This is a genomic window from Cupriavidus sp. UME77 (assembly GCF_014170355.1).
Taxonomy (GTDB): domain Bacteria; phylum Pseudomonadota; class Gammaproteobacteria; order Burkholderiales; family Burkholderiaceae; genus Cupriavidus; species Cupriavidus basilensis.
The window spans coordinates 59,481-74,519 of record NZ_LZZU01000086.1; the positions used below are offsets into that span (position 1 = coordinate 59,481).

Annotated in this window: 12 protein-coding genes; 6 read left to right on the forward strand and 6 right to left on the reverse strand. The window is 67.3% G+C overall.

Annotated features, from left to right (window positions below; all coding sequences use genetic code 11):
* The first annotated feature begins 98 nt into the window (after window positions 1-98).
* Entirely contained in the window at window positions 99-1,823 is a 1,725-nt protein-coding gene (locus A9975_RS32025; RefSeq protein WP_183036250.1) for a potassium/proton antiporter, read from the forward strand.
* A gap of 325 nt (window positions 1,824-2,148) precedes the next feature.
* On the opposite strand, the gene A9975_RS32030 is transcribed toward A9975_RS32025, so the two are convergent.
* The 3 genes from A9975_RS32030 to A9975_RS32040 all read right to left on the reverse strand — a co-directional run bounded on the left by A9975_RS32030 (window position 2,149) and on the right by A9975_RS32040 (window position 5,095).
* On the reverse strand, window positions 2,149-3,183 hold the full coding sequence (locus A9975_RS32030) for a tripartite tricarboxylate transporter substrate binding protein (protein WP_183036251.1): 1,035 nt from the start codon (window positions 3,181-3,183) through the stop codon (window positions 2,149-2,151).
* A 76-nt stretch (window positions 3,184-3,259) separates the two neighbouring features.
* Window positions 3,260-3,715: a DUF2214 family protein gene (locus A9975_RS32035; protein WP_150984164.1), complete on the reverse strand. Its 456-nt coding sequence runs from the start codon at window positions 3,713-3,715 to the stop codon at window positions 3,260-3,262.
* 159 nt (window positions 3,716-3,874) lie between these two features.
* On the reverse strand, window positions 3,875-5,095 hold the full coding sequence (locus tag A9975_RS32040) for a CaiB/BaiF CoA-transferase family protein (protein WP_183036252.1): 1,221 nt from the start codon (window positions 5,093-5,095) through the stop codon (window positions 3,875-3,877).
* A gap of 332 nt (window positions 5,096-5,427) precedes the next feature.
* Between A9975_RS32040 and alaS the strand changes: the two genes are divergently transcribed.
* A complete protein-coding gene (alaS, locus tag A9975_RS32045) occupies window positions 5,428-8,052 on the forward strand; it encodes an alanine--tRNA ligase (protein ID WP_183036253.1) in 2,625 nt (874 codons plus the stop codon).
* A 128-nt stretch (window positions 8,053-8,180) separates the two neighbouring features.
* Here the strand turns inward: alaS and A9975_RS32050 are convergent, their stop codons facing one another.
* The 3 genes from A9975_RS32050 to A9975_RS32060 form a co-directional block, all read right to left on the reverse strand.
* Complete coding sequence (locus tag A9975_RS32050) at window positions 8,181-8,942, reverse strand: slipin family protein (RefSeq protein ID WP_183036254.1); 762 nt, start codon at window positions 8,940-8,942, stop codon at window positions 8,181-8,183.
* Between the two features lie 2 nt (window positions 8,943-8,944).
* Window positions 8,945-10,375, reverse strand: coding sequence for a nodulation protein NfeD (locus A9975_RS32055; protein WP_183036457.1), 1,431 nt, complete (start codon window positions 10,373-10,375; stop codon window positions 8,945-8,947).
* 109 nt (window positions 10,376-10,484) lie between these two features.
* A complete protein-coding gene (locus A9975_RS32060) occupies window positions 10,485-11,363 on the reverse strand; it encodes a LysR substrate-binding domain-containing protein (protein WP_183036255.1) in 879 nt (292 codons plus the stop codon).
* A gap of 122 nt (window positions 11,364-11,485) precedes the next feature.
* Here A9975_RS32060 and A9975_RS32065 point away from each other — a divergent pair, with 122 nt between their 5' ends.
* From A9975_RS32065 to A9975_RS32080, 4 genes are all read left to right on the forward strand, one after another.
* Entirely contained in the window at window positions 11,486-12,697 is a 1,212-nt protein-coding gene (locus tag A9975_RS32065) for a YbfB/YjiJ family MFS transporter (RefSeq protein WP_183036256.1), read from the forward strand.
* A 131-nt stretch (window positions 12,698-12,828) separates the two neighbouring features.
* Window positions 12,829-13,602, forward strand: coding sequence for a class II aldolase/adducin family protein (locus A9975_RS32070; RefSeq protein ID WP_183036257.1), 774 nt, complete (start codon window positions 12,829-12,831; stop codon window positions 13,600-13,602).
* Between the two features lie 96 nt (window positions 13,603-13,698).
* On the forward strand, window positions 13,699-13,887 hold the full coding sequence (locus A9975_RS32075; RefSeq protein WP_043348354.1) for a 4-oxalocrotonate tautomerase: 189 nt from the start codon (window positions 13,699-13,701) through the stop codon (window positions 13,885-13,887).
* A 110-nt stretch (window positions 13,888-13,997) separates the two neighbouring features.
* Window positions 13,998-15,029 carry a low specificity L-threonine aldolase gene (locus A9975_RS32080; protein ID WP_183036258.1) on the forward strand — a complete coding sequence of 344 codons (1,032 nt, stop codon included), beginning with the start codon at window positions 13,998-14,000 and terminating at the stop codon, window positions 15,027-15,029.
* The last annotated feature ends 10 nt before the right edge of the window (window positions 15,030-15,039 follow it).

Sequence of the window (15,039 nt, forward strand, 5' to 3'; positions counted from 1 at the left end):
TGCGCGGCAGAGTGGTCATAGGGCTGCGCTATCATCAACGGCTGCACTACCGTTGCCGATGCGGCACGGCATGGAAAAGGGAAAAAGGGAAAGCCGTTTTGGAAAGCATTGACCATGTCATCCTGATCGGCGCCGTCGTGATGTCGCTGGGCATTGTGGTGGGCGCCTTCTCGGCGCGCGTGGGCGTGCCCTTCCTGCTTGTCTTTTTATCGGTCGGCATGCTGGCCGGCGTGGATGGCCCCGGCGGCATCCGCTTCTCCAATACCTGGCTGAGCTTCCTGGTCGGCAACCTCGCGCTGGCGGTGATCCTGCTCGATGGCGGCTTGCGCACCCGGCTGGCCACCTTCCGGGTGGCGCTGAAACCCTCGCTGTCGCTAGCGACCGTGGGCGTGTTGGTCACCACCGGCCTGGTGGGCCTGTTTGCCGCCTGGGTGCTCGATATCGACTGGAAGCTGGGCCTGCTGCTGGGCGCCATCGTCGGCTCGACCGATGCCGCGGCGGTGTTCTCGCTGCTCAATACCAGCGGCATCCGGCTCAAGGAGCGGGTGGCGAGCGTGCTGGAGATCGAATCCGGCATCAACGACCCGATGGCCATCTTCCTGACCCTCACCCTGATCGACTGGATCGCCGCGCCCGCGGGCCTGAGCCCCGGCGCGCTGTTGTGGCGCCTGGTGGTGCAGTTCGGGGTCGGCGGATTGCTCGGATTAGGCCTGGGCTACTGCATGGCCAACGTGATGGAGCGCATTCGCGTGGCCGAAGGCCTGCAGGCCATCCTGCTGTGCTCGGGCGGCGCCATGGTGTTCGCCATCGTGCAGACGGCGGGCGGCAGCGGCTTCCTGGCCGTCTACCTGACCGGCATCCTGGTGGGCAACCGCGACCGCGCGGTAGGCCCCGACACCATGCGGGCGATGGACGGCATGGCCTGGCTGTCGCAGTCCGCGATGTTCCTGTTGCTTGGCCTGCTGGTGGCGCCCCACCGGATCTGGGAAGTGGCGCTGCCGGCGGTGGCGGTGGCGGCATTCCTGATGCTGGTGGCGCGCCCGGCGGCGGTCTGGCTGGCGCTGCTGCCGTTTCGCTTCAGTGCCCGGGAGAAGGGCTTCGTGGCCTGGATGGGCTTGCGTGGGGCGGTGCCCATCGTGCTGGCGCTGTTTCCAATGCTGCAGGGCATGCCCGATTCCGGCTTGCTGTTTCGCGTCGCCTTTGCGGTGGTGCTGACCAGCCTGCTGCTGCAGGGCACCACCGTGCCGCTGGCCGCGCGGCTGGCGCGCGTGCTGCGTCCCGCCTATCCGGAGCCGCTGGCCCGCTCGCGGCTGCAGGGCACCCATGCGCCGGCGCTGGAGGTGATGCAGTTCAGGGTCGAGGGCGATTCGCCGGCTGAAAACCTGCGCGCCGACCAGCTCGAACTGCCGCCCCGTTGCCGGCTGCTGACCGTGGTGCGGGACAAAGCGCTGGCTGCGCCCGATCAGACCGTGCTGCGGGCTGGGGATATGGTGTCGATCCTGGCGCCGGGGACCAGCGTGCCGATGCTTGCACTGTTGTTCCATCGGCCTGGGCCGGCACCTGCCTGGGGCAAGGCTAGCCATGATTTCCTGCTATCCGGGGAGGCCATGCTGCGGGATGTGGCCGGGCTTTACGGGACGCGGGAGTTGAGTCCTGCCGAGGCGGCACGGACACTGGAGGCCGCTATGCAGAAGGCCTTTACATCACCACCGGTGGAGGGCGACGCCGTGGAGATCGCCGGGCTGAAGCTGACGGTGACGCGGATGGATGGGCCGCGGATTATTCAGGTGGGGTTGTTGTTGCCGCGGGATGGGGAGGCTTGATGTGGTGGCTGCAACTGCAACTGCAACTGCAGTTTCACCCCCCCTGCGGGGCGGCGACCTACTTTCTTGTCTCGCCAAGAAAGTAGGCAAAGAAGGCGACCCGGATGCGGCGAAAGACTCCTCGTCGCCGGACGAAAAGAGCGGCCGGAGGCCAAACTCGCATCGCCTTATGGCGATACTCAAACATGGCCTCCTCGTTTCCGCTCTTTTCGCCCGGCAACGAGGCGCCGCATAACGGGAAATTCAAACCTTCACGGCTCGCTTTGCATCGCGCCGGGGTGTTCCCCGCCCGGGGGCGGGTCACACGGCTACAACCGTTGGTATATCAATCCACCTTGGCGCCCGACACTTTTACGATCTGCGCGTACTTCTTCAGCTCGCGCTGCACCAGTTGGCCGAACTGCTCCGGCGTGGTTGGTGCCGGCTGGGCGCCGATGCGGGCCAGCTTTGCCTTCATGTCGTCGGTCTTGAGAATGGCGACGATCTCGTGGTTGAGGCGGTCGACGATCTCTTTCGGGGTGTTGGCCGGGGCGAACACGCCGAACCACGTGGAGATGTCGAAGCCTTCCAGGCCGAGCCCCTTGCCGGCTTCCGCGATAGTGGGCAGCTCGGGCAGGGCGGCGGCGCGGGTGGCGGTGGTGACGGCGAACGCCTTGAGCTTGCCGGCCTTGATGTTGGCCGAGGCGGAGGCGAGGTTATCGAAGATCATGTCGGTCTGGCCGGACAGCACCGACAGCTGCGCGGGCGAGGCGCCGTTGTAGGGAATGTGGACCATGCTGACCTTGGCCATGCTCTTGAACAGCTCGCCGGATAAATGTCCAGCGCTGCCGTTGCCGCCCGAGGCGTAGTCCAGCTTGCCGGGGTTCTTGCGCGCGTATTCCACCAGCTCTCGCACATTGCTGATATGCAGCTCGGCGGCCTTGCCGGGGTGCATGACGAGTACGTTGGGCACGTCGGCCACCAGCGTGATCGGGCTGAAGTCCTTCACCGGGTCGTACGGCATCTTGGCGAAGAGGCTGGGGTTGATGGCGTGGGTGGCCACGGCGCCCATCACGATGGTGTAGCCGTCGGCCGGCTGCTTGGCCACGTAGTCGGCGCCGATATTGCCACCGGCGCCCGGGCGGTTTTCCACCACCACGGGTTGGCCCAGGCTGTCCTTGAGCTTGTCGCCGATGGCGCGCGCCACCGTGTCCAGCGGGCCGCCGGCCGGGTAGGGCACGACGAACTTGAGCGGCTTGGTCGGGTAGGCGGCTGCCGCTGCGGCGGCCGGCGCGGCGCTAAATGCGCTAAATGCGATAAGGGTGCCGATAGCGGGCAGGGCGGCGGCGAGCAGCGCCGCGGCAAGTTTTTTCTTGAGCATGGAGATACGTCGGGTTGGATCGGGAATCTGGGTGCGCCAGGCGCCCTGGGGCATCTGGCGGCGAGGGTGCTGCGGCCTATTTCATGCCGATGCCGCGCGCCATCATTACCGCGCACAGCGGCAACAGGATCAGCAGGTGGGCCTGGATCATGACCCAGCGCCGCGCGGACTTCAGTTCGGCGGGCATGGGCACGAAGTCCGGCAGGCTGCGCGCCTGGCGGCGCCACCGCTGGATGGCGAAGGTGGGCGGCAGCGAGCACAGCGCGATCACCACGAACACGGTGATCTTGGCGTGGAACCACGGGTTGTGCAGGTAGAACTGTGCGCCCTTGGCGCCGTAGAACAGCCGCAGCAGGCCGGTTGCCAGCACCGCCATGGCAGTGAGGAAGTAGAGCAGGTCGTAGATCGACAGGCGCTTGAGCACGGGCGGCGTCATGCCGGGGCGCAGCACGACCGCTTCGGCGGTCATCAGGGCGATCAGCAGGAAGATGAAGGTGTAGTGCAGGAAGGCCAGCAGGGCGTCGGTCAGCATCCAAACTCCTTTTGTGGTCAGGCATGCGCCGTACGCCGGCGCGCGCGGGGTCAGGGTTCTTGCTTTTTCTCGCTACGGCAACGGCTATGGGAACAACGACGACAAACTTCAGCTTGCCGCCCGCGCGCCGCCACTGCAGGCACACAGGCGGCCAGCACCCTACAGCACGCCCTTGGCGCGCAGCGCGGCTATCTGCTCCGGCGTGTAGCCCAGCATGTCGCCAAGCACCGCGTCGGTGTGCTCGCCCAGCAGCGGCGGGTGGCGCACGGCCTCGGGCGGCGTCGCGCTCATCTTGATCGGGCTGCCCACCAGCTTGACCTCGCCGGCGCTCGGGTGCGGCAGGTCCACGCGCAGGCCGCGCGCCTTGACCTGGGCATCCTCGAACACGTCGTCCAGTGTGTTGATGGGGCCGCAGGGCACGCCGGCGGCCTCCAGGTCGAGGATCCACTGGGCGCGGGTGCGCGGCCTGACCATGTCGGCGAGGATCGGCACCAGCACATCGCGATGCGCAACCCGCTGCGGGTTGGTGGCGAAGCGCGGGTCGTCGGCCAGTTCGGGGCGCCCGCCCGCAGCGACGAACTTGCGGAACTGGCCGTCGTTGCCCACCGCCACGATGATCCAGCCGTCGGCCGCCTGGAAGGTCTGGTAGGGGACGATATTGGGGTGGGCGTTGCCCCAGCGCCTGGGCGCTTCGCCGCTGGCCAGGTAGTTGGTGTTCATGTTGGCCAGCATGGCCACCTGCACGTCGAGCAGGGCCATGTCGATGTACTGGCCTTCGCCTGTTCGCTCGCGGTGGGCCAGCGCGGCCAGCACGGCGATGGTGGCGTACTGCCCGGTCATCAGGTCGGAGATGGCCACGCCGGCCTTCTGCGGGCCGCCGCCGGGCAGGTCGTCGCGCTCGCCGGTCAGGCTCATGAAGCCTCCCATGCCCTGGATGATGAAGTCGTAGCCCGGGCGCGCCGCGTAGGGGCCGGTCTGGCCGAAGCCGGTCACCGAGCAATAGATCAGGCCCGGCTTGATCGCCTTGAGGGAGTCGTAGTCCAGGCCGTACTTCTTCAACTGGCCGACCTTGTAGTTTTCCAGCACCACATCGCTCTGGGCGGCCAGCGCGCGCACCAGTTCCTGGCCCTCGGGCGTGCTGATATCGCAGGTCACCGAGCGCTTGTTGCGGTTGGCGGCCAGGTAATAGGCAGCTTCCGCGGTATCGCGGCCCTCGCCGTCCTGCAGCCAGGGCGGACCCCAGGTGCGGGTATCGTCGCCGGCCCCGGGGCGCTCGATCTTGATCACGTCGGCGCCGAAGTCGGCAAGGTTCTGGGCGCACCATGGCCCGGCGAGAACGCGGGTCAGGTCGAGGACGCGGAGGTGGCTTAAAGCTCCCATGGGGTGTATTGCGGATCCGGCAAGGGGTGGGCGAGGGAAGGCCGGGCGGCCCCGCCGTCTGGTCTGGGTGGCGGCTTGCAGGGCAATCGGAGGCTGGCGCGAAACCAGGCTCGGGGGCGTCCGGCTGGGACAGCCAGCACTTTACCACCGGCAGGCCGCCGGGAGCACATCGCGGCCGGCCCGGATCGCGGCGGGGCGCGGTGTTGCGGGCGGCGCGAGGCGAATCCCCGGCGGAATGCCGCGCGCTCAGGCTTCCCCGTATAATCAACGGTTTGCAAAACCATCTTGACCGACAGCGCCCTGCCACGACGTGGGACGCCCTTGCCCAGAACATGAAAGTCTCCGACATCCGCAGCAAGTTCCTGCAGTACTTCGAATCGAAGGGCCACACCGTGGTCCGCTCGTCCAGCCTGGTGCCGGGGAACGATCCGACGTTGCTGTTTACCAACTCCGGCATGGTGCAGTTCAAGGACGTGTTCCTGGGCACCGACAAGCGCCCGTACACCCGCGCGACCTCGTCGCAGCGCTCGGTGCGCGCCGGCGGCAAGCACAACGACCTGGAGAACGTGGGTTACACCGCGCGTCACCACACCTTCTTTGAAATGCTCGGCAACTTCTCGTTTGGCGACTATTTCAAGCGCGAGGCGATCCAGTACGCGTGGGAGCTGCTGACCAAGGTCTACCAGTTGCCGGCCGAAAAGCTGTGGGTCACGGTGTACGCCGAAGACGACGAAGCCTATGACATCTGGGCCAAGGAAGTCGGCGTGCCGCCCGAGCGCATCGTGCGCATCGGCGACAACAAGGGCGCGCGCTACGCCTCCGACAACTTCTGGCAGATGGCCGACACCGGCCCCTGCGGACCGTGCTCGGAAATCTTCTACGACCACGGCCCTGACGTGTGGGGCGGCCCCCCGGGATCTGCCGAGGAAGACGGCGACCGCTACATCGAGATCTGGAACCTGGTGTTCATGCAGTTCAACCGGGACGAGCAAGGCAATATGCCGCGCCTGCCCAAGCCCTGCGTCGACACCGGCATGGGCCTGGAGCGCATCGCCGCGGTGCTGCAGCACGTGCACAGCAACTATGAGATCGACCTGTTCCAGGCACTGATCAAGGGCGCTGCGCGCGAGACCGGCACCACCGATCTCAACAACAATTCGCTGAAGGTCATCGCCGACCACATCCGTGCGTGCTCCTTCCTGATCGTCGACGGTGTGATCCCCGGCAATGAAGGCCGCGGCTACGTGCTGCGCCGTATCATCCGCCGCGCCATCCGCCACGGCTACAAGCTGGGCCGCAAGACCCCGTTCTTCCACAAGCTGGTGGGCGATCTGGTGGGTCAGATGGGCGAAGCCTATCCGGAACTGTCCGACGCCGAAGCGCGCGTCGTGGAAGTGCTCAAGGCAGAAGAGGAGCGCTTCTTCGAAACCATCGAGAACGGCATGTCCATCCTTGACTCGGCACTGGCCGACGTCAAGGCCAAGGGCGGTACCGTGCTCGACGGCGAACTTGCCTTCAAGCTGCATGACACCTTTGGCTTCCCGCTGGACCTGACGCAGGACGTGTGCCGCGAGCAGGAGATGACGGTGGACGAAGCCGCCTTCGACGCGGCCATGAACCGCCAGCGCGAGCAGGCCCGCGCCGCCGGCAAGTTCAAGATGGCGGCCGGCCTTGAGTACAAGGGCGACAAGACCACCTTCCACGGCTACGAAAAGCTGGGCGTGGACGGTGCGAAGATCACCGCGCTGTATGTGGACGGCGCATCCGTCGACACGATGCAGCCCGGCCAGACCGGCGTGATCGTGCTGGATAACACGCCGTTCTACGCCGAGTCCGGCGGCCAGGCCGGCGACCAGGGCGAACTGAAGAGCGGCAGCGCGGTGTTCAGCGTGGTCGATACCACCAAGGTGCAGGCCGATGTGTTCGGCCACCAGGGCACGCTGGCGGGCGGCGCGCTCAAGGTGGGCGACAGCGTCACCGCGCAGGTGGATGCGCAGCGCCGCGCGCGCACCGTGCGCAACCACTCGGCCACCCACCTGATGCACAAGGCATTGCGTGAAGTGCTGGGCAGCCACGTGCAGCAGAAGGGCTCGCTGGTCGACGCGGACAAGACCCGCTTTGACTTCTCGCACAACGCGCCGATGACCGACGAGCAGATCCGTCGCGTCGAGGAGATCGTCAACGCCGAGATCCTGCAGAACGCAGCCACCGGTGCCGAAGTCATGCCCTTCGACGACGCGGTCAAGAGCGGCGCGATGGCGCTGTTCGGCGAGAAGTACGCCGACGACGTGCGCGTGCTGTCGATCGGCAGCTCCAAGGAACTGTGCGGCGGCACCCACGTGACCCGCACCGGCGATATCGGCGTGTTCAAGATCGTGGTGGAAAGCGGCGTGGCAGCGGGCATCCGCCGCGTCGAAGCCATCACCGGCGACAACGCGCTGCATTACCTGCAAGCGCTGGATGCCAAGCTGAACGAAGCCGCCGCCGCGCTCAAGGCGCAGCCGTCCGAACTGGTGCCGCGTATCGGGCAGGTGCAGGAGCAGGTGCGCGCGCTGGAGAAGGAGCTGGAGCGCCTCAAGAGCAAGCTGGCTGCCTCGCAAGGCGACGAGCTGGCGGCGCAGGCCATCGACGTCAAGGGCATCAAGGTGCTGGCCGCACAGCTCGACGGCGCCGACGTCAAGACGCTGCGCGAAACCATGGACAAGCTCAAGGACAAGCTGGGCACCGCGGCCATCGTGCTGGGCGCAGTGGCCGACGGCAAGGTCAGCCTGATCGCTGGGGTGACCGCCGATGCCACCGCCAAGGTCAAGGCTGGCGAGCTGGTCAACTTTGTCGCGCAGCAGGTCGGCGGCAAGGGCGGCGGCCGTCCGGACATGGCGCAAGCTGGCGGTACGGAGCCGGCCAACCTGCCCAAGGCGCTGGCTGGCGTCGGCGAGTGGGTGGCGGGCAAGGTCTGAGGCGGGGCCAACACCATCTGCCATGACGACGGCTGTCTCTCCCTCTCCCCTCAGGGGGAGAGGGGAGCAAACTGGCAGGAGTCTGACTCCTCCCCGTAGCATCCCAAAGGCGCCCCAGGCGCCTTTTTTCACGTCGACTCGCGGCTCAGCTTTCCCACCAGCGTGAGGATGTCGATGGGCAGCGGAAACACGATCGTCGAGCTCTTGTCGCCGGCAATCTGCGTCAGCGTCTGCAGATAACGCAGTTGCATCGCCTGCGGTTCCCTTGCCAGCATCTGCGCGGCTTCCAGCAGCTTCACCGAGGCCTGCAACTCGCCCTCGGCATGAATCACCTTGGCGCGCCGTTCGCGCTCGGCCTCGGCCTGGCGCGCGATGGCGCGGATCATCGTTTCGTTGAGGTCGACGTGCTTGATCTCCACGTTGGAGACCTTGATGCCCCAGCTATCGGTCTGGGCATCGAGCGCTTTCTGGATGTCGATGTTGAGCTGCTCGCGCTCGGCCAGCATCTCGTCGAGCTCATGCTTGCCCAGCACCGAGCGCAAGGTGGTCTGCGCCAGCTGGCTGGTGGCCTCGAGGAAGTTCGCCACCTGGATGATGGCGCGCTCCGGATCGATCACGCGGAAATACACCACCGCATTCACCTTGACCGACACGTTGTCGCGCGAGATCACGTCTTGCGGCGGCACGTCCATCACCACCGTGCGCAAGTCCACGCGCACCATCTGTTGCACCGCCGGGATCAGGATCACGAGCCCCGGGCCCTTCACTTTCCAGAAGCGTCCCAGCATGAACACCACGCCGCGTTCGTACTCGCGCAGCACGCGGATCGAGGAAACAATGAGCAAGGCAATGATGAAGACCAGACCGCCAGCGCTGAATCCGAATGCCATGATCATGCTCCTTGAGTGGATGGGGGAATCGGGGTGGTGCTTGCCTGTGCGCCGTCCATGGCGCGGACCTCGAGCAGCAGCCCGTGGCGTCCGATGACCAGCACGCGCTGGCCGTGCGTCATCGGCATGGCACTGTGCACCTGCCAGCGTTCGCCGCGTATTTCGGCCCAGCCGTCATCCCACAGATCCTCCAGCACCACGCCGGGCATGCCGATCATCGCGTCGCCGCCATTGATCGAGGGCATGCGACGGGCGCGCCAGAGCAGCGTCCAGACGGCGAACAGGAACACCGCGCTGGCCAGCGCCAGGCTGCCGATCAACCACAGCGGAATGCCGAAGCCGGGCACATTCGTATCGATCAGCATCACCGCCCCGAAGATAAAGGCGATGATGCCGCCCACGCCCAGCGCGCCAAAGGTGGGCAGGTATAGCTCTGCCACCATGCAGCCGATGCCCAGCGCGATCAGCCCCAGGCCTGCGTAGCTGACGGGCAGCATATGCAGCGCAAACAGCGCCAGCAGCAGGCAGATCGCGCCGCCAATGCCGGGCACCACCATGCCCGGCGTGGAGAACTCGAAGATCAGGCCGTAGATGCCGGCCATCATCAGAATCAGCGCCACGCTGGGGTCGGTGATGACCCCCAGGAAGCTGTCGCGCCAGTCCGGCTCCAGCACCTGCACCGGCGCGTGCGCCGTGCGCAGCACGCGCTCCGCGCCGGCGGCCTGGATGTGCTTGCCGTCCACGGCGCGCAGCAGTGCAGGCAGGTCGGGCGCGATCAGATCCGCGACCTTCTGTGCGACCGCCTCGCTGGCCGACAGGCTGACCGCTTCGCGTACCGCGCGTTCGCCCCACTCGGCATTGCGCCCGCGCAATTGCGCCAGGCCGCGTATATAGGCCGAGGCGTCGTGCATCTGCTTGCGCTCCATGGTGTCCTGCGGCGGCGCGCCGGCAGGGGCGGAGGCTGGGGCGGCCTCCGGTTTTTGCGGCCCGCCAATGCCGATCTGCACCGGGCTGGCCGCGCCCAGGTTGGTGCCGGGCGCCATCGCGGCGATATGGCTGGCGTAGAGGATGTAGGTGCCGGCGCTGGCCGCGCGCGCGCCGCCCGGATAGACATAGCTCGCCACCGGCACCGGTGAGGCCAGGATGCCCTGGATGATCTCGCGCATCGACAGATCCAGCCCGCCAGGGGTGTCCATTTCCAGCACGATCAACTGCGCGCCGGCATCGCGCGCGCGCGCCATGCCGCGCTCGATGAAGCTCGCGCTGGCCGGGCCGATCGCGCCTTTGAGCGGGATGACGAAAACGGGGGGAACGGCGCCGGCGGCCGCGGGCGCGCTCGCCTGCGCATTGGCCGGCGTGGCGGGGACCAGCGGTGTCGCCAGCAAGGCAACGAGGGCTAGCCAGAAGGCCGTTGCAAGCCATCGCAGGAGCATCGGGACATGCTTCATGGCAATGACGCCGGCACGTGGAGTGCAAACGCGGCGCCACTTCCAGTGTAGGCGACCGGGCACATCTTGCCCGGCGTGGCGGCGCCTGGCGGACTCAGGCGGCCGCGGCCAGTCCTGGCCGTGGGGCGCGGAACGTATCGGCCAAGGCGCCCAGCGCGGTATTGGCCATGGCCGGATGCCAGGCCAGCAACGTGGTGACTTTGCCGGCCTGGCCGAGGTCGTGGAGGCTGATCTTGGGCAGGTCGCGGTACAGGCCAAGTACCGAGCGCGGCACAATCGCCACGCCAATGCCGGCTGCCGCACAGGCAATGATGGCGTGATACGAGCCCAGCTCCAGCACCCGGCGCGGCGGGCTGCCGCTGGCGCCGAACCAGGCTTCGAGCCGGCCGCGGTAATTGCAGCCGGACTCGAACGACAGCATGGTGCGGGTTTCCAGGTCGGCCGCGCTGTGGATGGGGGCATGGCGCTCGCGCGCGATCAGCACCAGCTCTTCCTCGAACGCCGGCAGCCACGCCAGCGCCGGGTCGTCCAGCGGCTGGGCCACAAAGGCGCAGTCCACCTCGAAGCGCGCCAGCGCCTGCAAGGCCTGGCGCGTGGGGCAGGTCACCAGCTCAAGCTCCACGTCCGGCCACGCCTGGTGATACGTGGCCAGCACGGCGGGCAGGCGGCTGGCTGCCGTGCTCTCCATCGAGGCGATGCGCAGGCGGCCTTGCGGCCTGGCCGGCAGCACGGCCTGGCGGGCTTCTTCGGCCAGGTCCAGCACGCGGCGGGCGTAGTCGAACAATGTCTGTCCGGCCGGCGTCAGCACCATGCGCTTGCCGTCACGCAGGAACAGATCGACCCCGAGCGAGGCCTCCAGCTGGCGGATGCGGGTGGTGACGTTGGACTGCACGCGGTGCAGGCGGGTGGCGGCGCGGGTGATGCCGCCTTCCTCCACGACGCAGCGAAAGATTTCCAGGGAAGCCAGGTCCATTGCGATCCCCTTGCCGGGTGTGATGATGAAGTGACGACGAACAAACGATCATCTCTGGAAAAGATGATTGAGTTCTCAATTATTCATTTTTCGGTTCGCTGATCGGAGCGTAGCATGCGCCTATGAAATCCACATCCACACTGGCGCCCCGCGACGCCGCCGCGCCGGCACAGGCACAGCCTGGCGTCTGGGCCGTGGCCCTGGCGGGGCTGGTGGCGCTGGGCGTGGCGATGGGCGTTGGCCGCTTCGCCTTTACGCCGCTGCTGCCCATGATGCTGCACGACGGCAGCGTCACGCTGGGCGAGGGCGGCTGGCTGGCCACGCTGAACTACCTGGGCTACTTCGCCGGCGCGGCCGCTTGCCTGTTCATCCGGCCCGACCCGGCGCGCATGGTCCGGCTCGGCATGGTGGCTACCGTCATGCTGACGCTTGGCATGGCTGCGCCCGGCGGCATGGCGGCCTGGGGCCTGTGGCGCGCCGCGGCCGGCGTGGCCAGCGCGATGGTCATGGTCTACGGCTCGGCCTGGTGCATGCACCGGCTGGCCGAACTGGGCCGGGCGTCGCTGGGTGGCGTGATCTTTTGCGGGCCGGGCATTGGCATCGTCATCACGGGCGTATCCGTCTTTGCCATGGTGAGCGCCGGCTGGCGGGCCAACTGGGGCTGGCTGGCCTTCGGCGCGCTGGCGGTGCTGCTGGTCAGCGCGGTCTGGCATGTCTTTACGCCCGCGCCGCGCACCGCGCACGCAGCCGGCCCCACCGCGCCGGCGCAAGCGGCGCCCCGGCTGGGCCGCGAGACCTGGCTGCTGACTTTTGCCTATGGCCTGGCGGGCTTCGGCTACATCATCACGGCCACATTCCTGCCGGTGATCGCGCGCCAGGCCATGCCGGGCTCGCTGTGGGCAGACCTGTTCTGGCCCATCTTCGGCGTGGGGGTGACCATTGGCGCCTTCGTGGCCTCGCGCGTCAGCACGGAGCGCGACAATCGCCGGCTGCTGGCCTTTACCTATGTGATGCAGGCGATCGGCGTGGCCATCGCGGTGGTCTGGCCGACGGTGGCGGGTTTCGCGCTCAGCAGCATGCTGGCCGGGTTGCCGTTCAATGCGCTGGTGTCGTTCGCCATGCGCGAGGCGCGCCGGCTGTGGGGCGCACAGGCGCAGCGCCTGATGGGCCTGATGACCGCCAGCTACGGCCTCGGCCAGATCGTCGGGCCGCCGCTGGCCACGGCGCTGGTGGCACGCACCGGCGGCTTCGCCGCCTCGCTTGGCTGCGCAGTGGCGGCCCTGTTGCTGGGTGGCGCCATCTTCGCCTGGATGAGCCGGCAACAGCGCAGATAATCCGGCCTCCCCAAGGTGCCGGGGCACGTCCTGACGCAGCGCCTGCCTTGCGCTACAGTATCGCCTTTGCCGCCCCCGGCGCCGGTTGGCTGAACCGGCGCGCGGCACCCGCGCGGCGCAGGAGCCGAACCATGTCCTTTGCCTTGCAGCCCGCCCGTGCCGCGGGCGCCACTCAACCCGTCACGCAAGCCGAGTCGCGCATGCGCGTCGACCTGGCGGCGGCTTACCGCCTGTGCGCCCGGCAGGGTTGGGACGATCTCATCTACACCCATATCTCCGCAGCCGTGCCGGATGAGCCCGGTCACTTCCTGATCAATCCGTTCGGCTTCGCCTTCGACGAAATCCGCGCCAGCGACCTGGTCAAGATCAATGGCCGCGGCGAGGTGGTGGGCGACAGCACCCATGCGGTCAACGTCACTGGCTTTGCGCTGCATGGCGCGGTGCATGCGGCACGCCCCGATGCGGTGTGCGTGATGCACCTGCACAACAGCGCCGGCGTGTCGGTATCGGCCCAGGCCTGCGGCCTGCTGGCGCTCTCGCAGCACGCTTTGCGCTTCTATGGCCGGCTGGCCTATCACGACTACGAAGGCCTGGCGTTCACGCCCGCCGAGGGCGCGCGGCTGACCGCGTCGCTCGGCCGGCATCCCGCCATGCTGCTGCGCAACCATGGCACGCTGACGGTTGGCCGGACCGTGGCCGAGGCGTATGTGCTGATGGCGACGCTCATCAAGGCCTGCGAGATCCAGCTTGGCGCGCAGGCTGGCGGACAGGTCGTGCAGCCGCCGCATGCGTTGGCACAACGGGCGTCCGAACAGCTTGACGACGGCGGCGCCGTCGAGGGCGAACTGGAATGGCCGTCGCTGTTGCGCAAACTCGATAGAATCGATGTTTCGTACCGCGATTGACTTTGACGGGTGCTGGCAGATCCCTCCGCGCATCGCCAGGGCAATCCGCAACGGACCACGAAAGACAAAACGACAACAGGAAACAGGAAACCAGCCATGCCGACTTACCACGTAGAACTCTTCGAAGGCCGCACCATCGAGCAAAAGCGCAAGCTGGTCGAGGAAGTCACCCGCGTCACCTGCGAGACGCTCGGCTGCTCGGCCTCGGCCGTGGATATCATCATCACCGACATCAAGCGCGAGAACTGGTCCACCGGCGGCCAGTTGTGGGCCGACAAGAAGTAAGCCACGCGCAGCTACGCAACAGGCAGCCCCATACCAAGACCGCCCCGGGCCAAAGGCCACAAGCCCCGACGCCCATGGCACGCGCCAAGCCACCCGCCACGGATCTCCCCATGCAGCATTTCGCCTCCGACAACTACGCCGGCTTCTGTCCGGAATCGCTCAAGTATTTCCTTGAAGCCAACGGCAGCGGCCACGAGCAGGCCTATGGCGACGATTCGTGGACGCAAAAAGTCTGCGACCGGATCCGCGACCTGTTCCAGACCGATTGCGAGGTGTTTTTCGTCTTCAACGGCACCGCGGCGAACTCGCTGGCGCTGGCCGCGCTGTGCCAGTCCTACCACTCGGTGATCTGCCATGAGCTGGCACATATCGAGACCGACGAGTGCGGCGGCCCGGAGTTTTTCTCCAACGGCTCCAAGCTGCTGACCGCCCCGGGCGCCAACGGCAAGCTCACGCCCGATGCGGTGGAAGCGCTGGTGACGCGCCGCGCCGATATCCACTATCCCAAGCCCAAGGTGGTGTCGCTGACGCAGTCGACCGAGGTCGGCACGGTGTACACGGTGGAGGAAGTGCGCGCCATTGCCGCCATCGCCAAGCGCCGCCAGTTGCGCGTGCACATGGACGGCGCGCGTTTTGCCAATGCCGTGGCGTCGCTCGGCGTGCATCCGTCGGAGATCACCTGGCGCGCGGGGGTGGACGTGCTGTGCTTCGGCGGCACCAAGAACGGCCTGCCGGTGGGCGAGGCGGTGGTGTTCTTCGACCGCAAGCTGGCCGAGGACTTTGCTTACCGCGTCAAGCAGGCCGGGCAACTGGCTTCCAAGATGCGTTTTATCTCGGCCCCGTGGCTGGGCTTGCTCGAGAACGATGTCTGGCTCGGCAACGCACGCCATGCCAACGCCATGGCGCAGTTGCTGCATGAGCGCATCGCCACCATCCCCGGCGTGCGCATCATGTTCCCGACCGAGTCCAACGCCGTCTTTGCCGAGCTGCCGCTCGCGGCCATCGAGGCGCTGCGTGCCAAGGGCTGGCGCTTCTATACGTTTATCGGTGCCGGCGGCTGCCGCTTCATGTGCTCATGGGATCTGCAGCCGGAAACCGTCGAGGCGCTGGCCGCGGATATGCGCGTGGCCTGCGGCGCGTGAACGCCGCCGC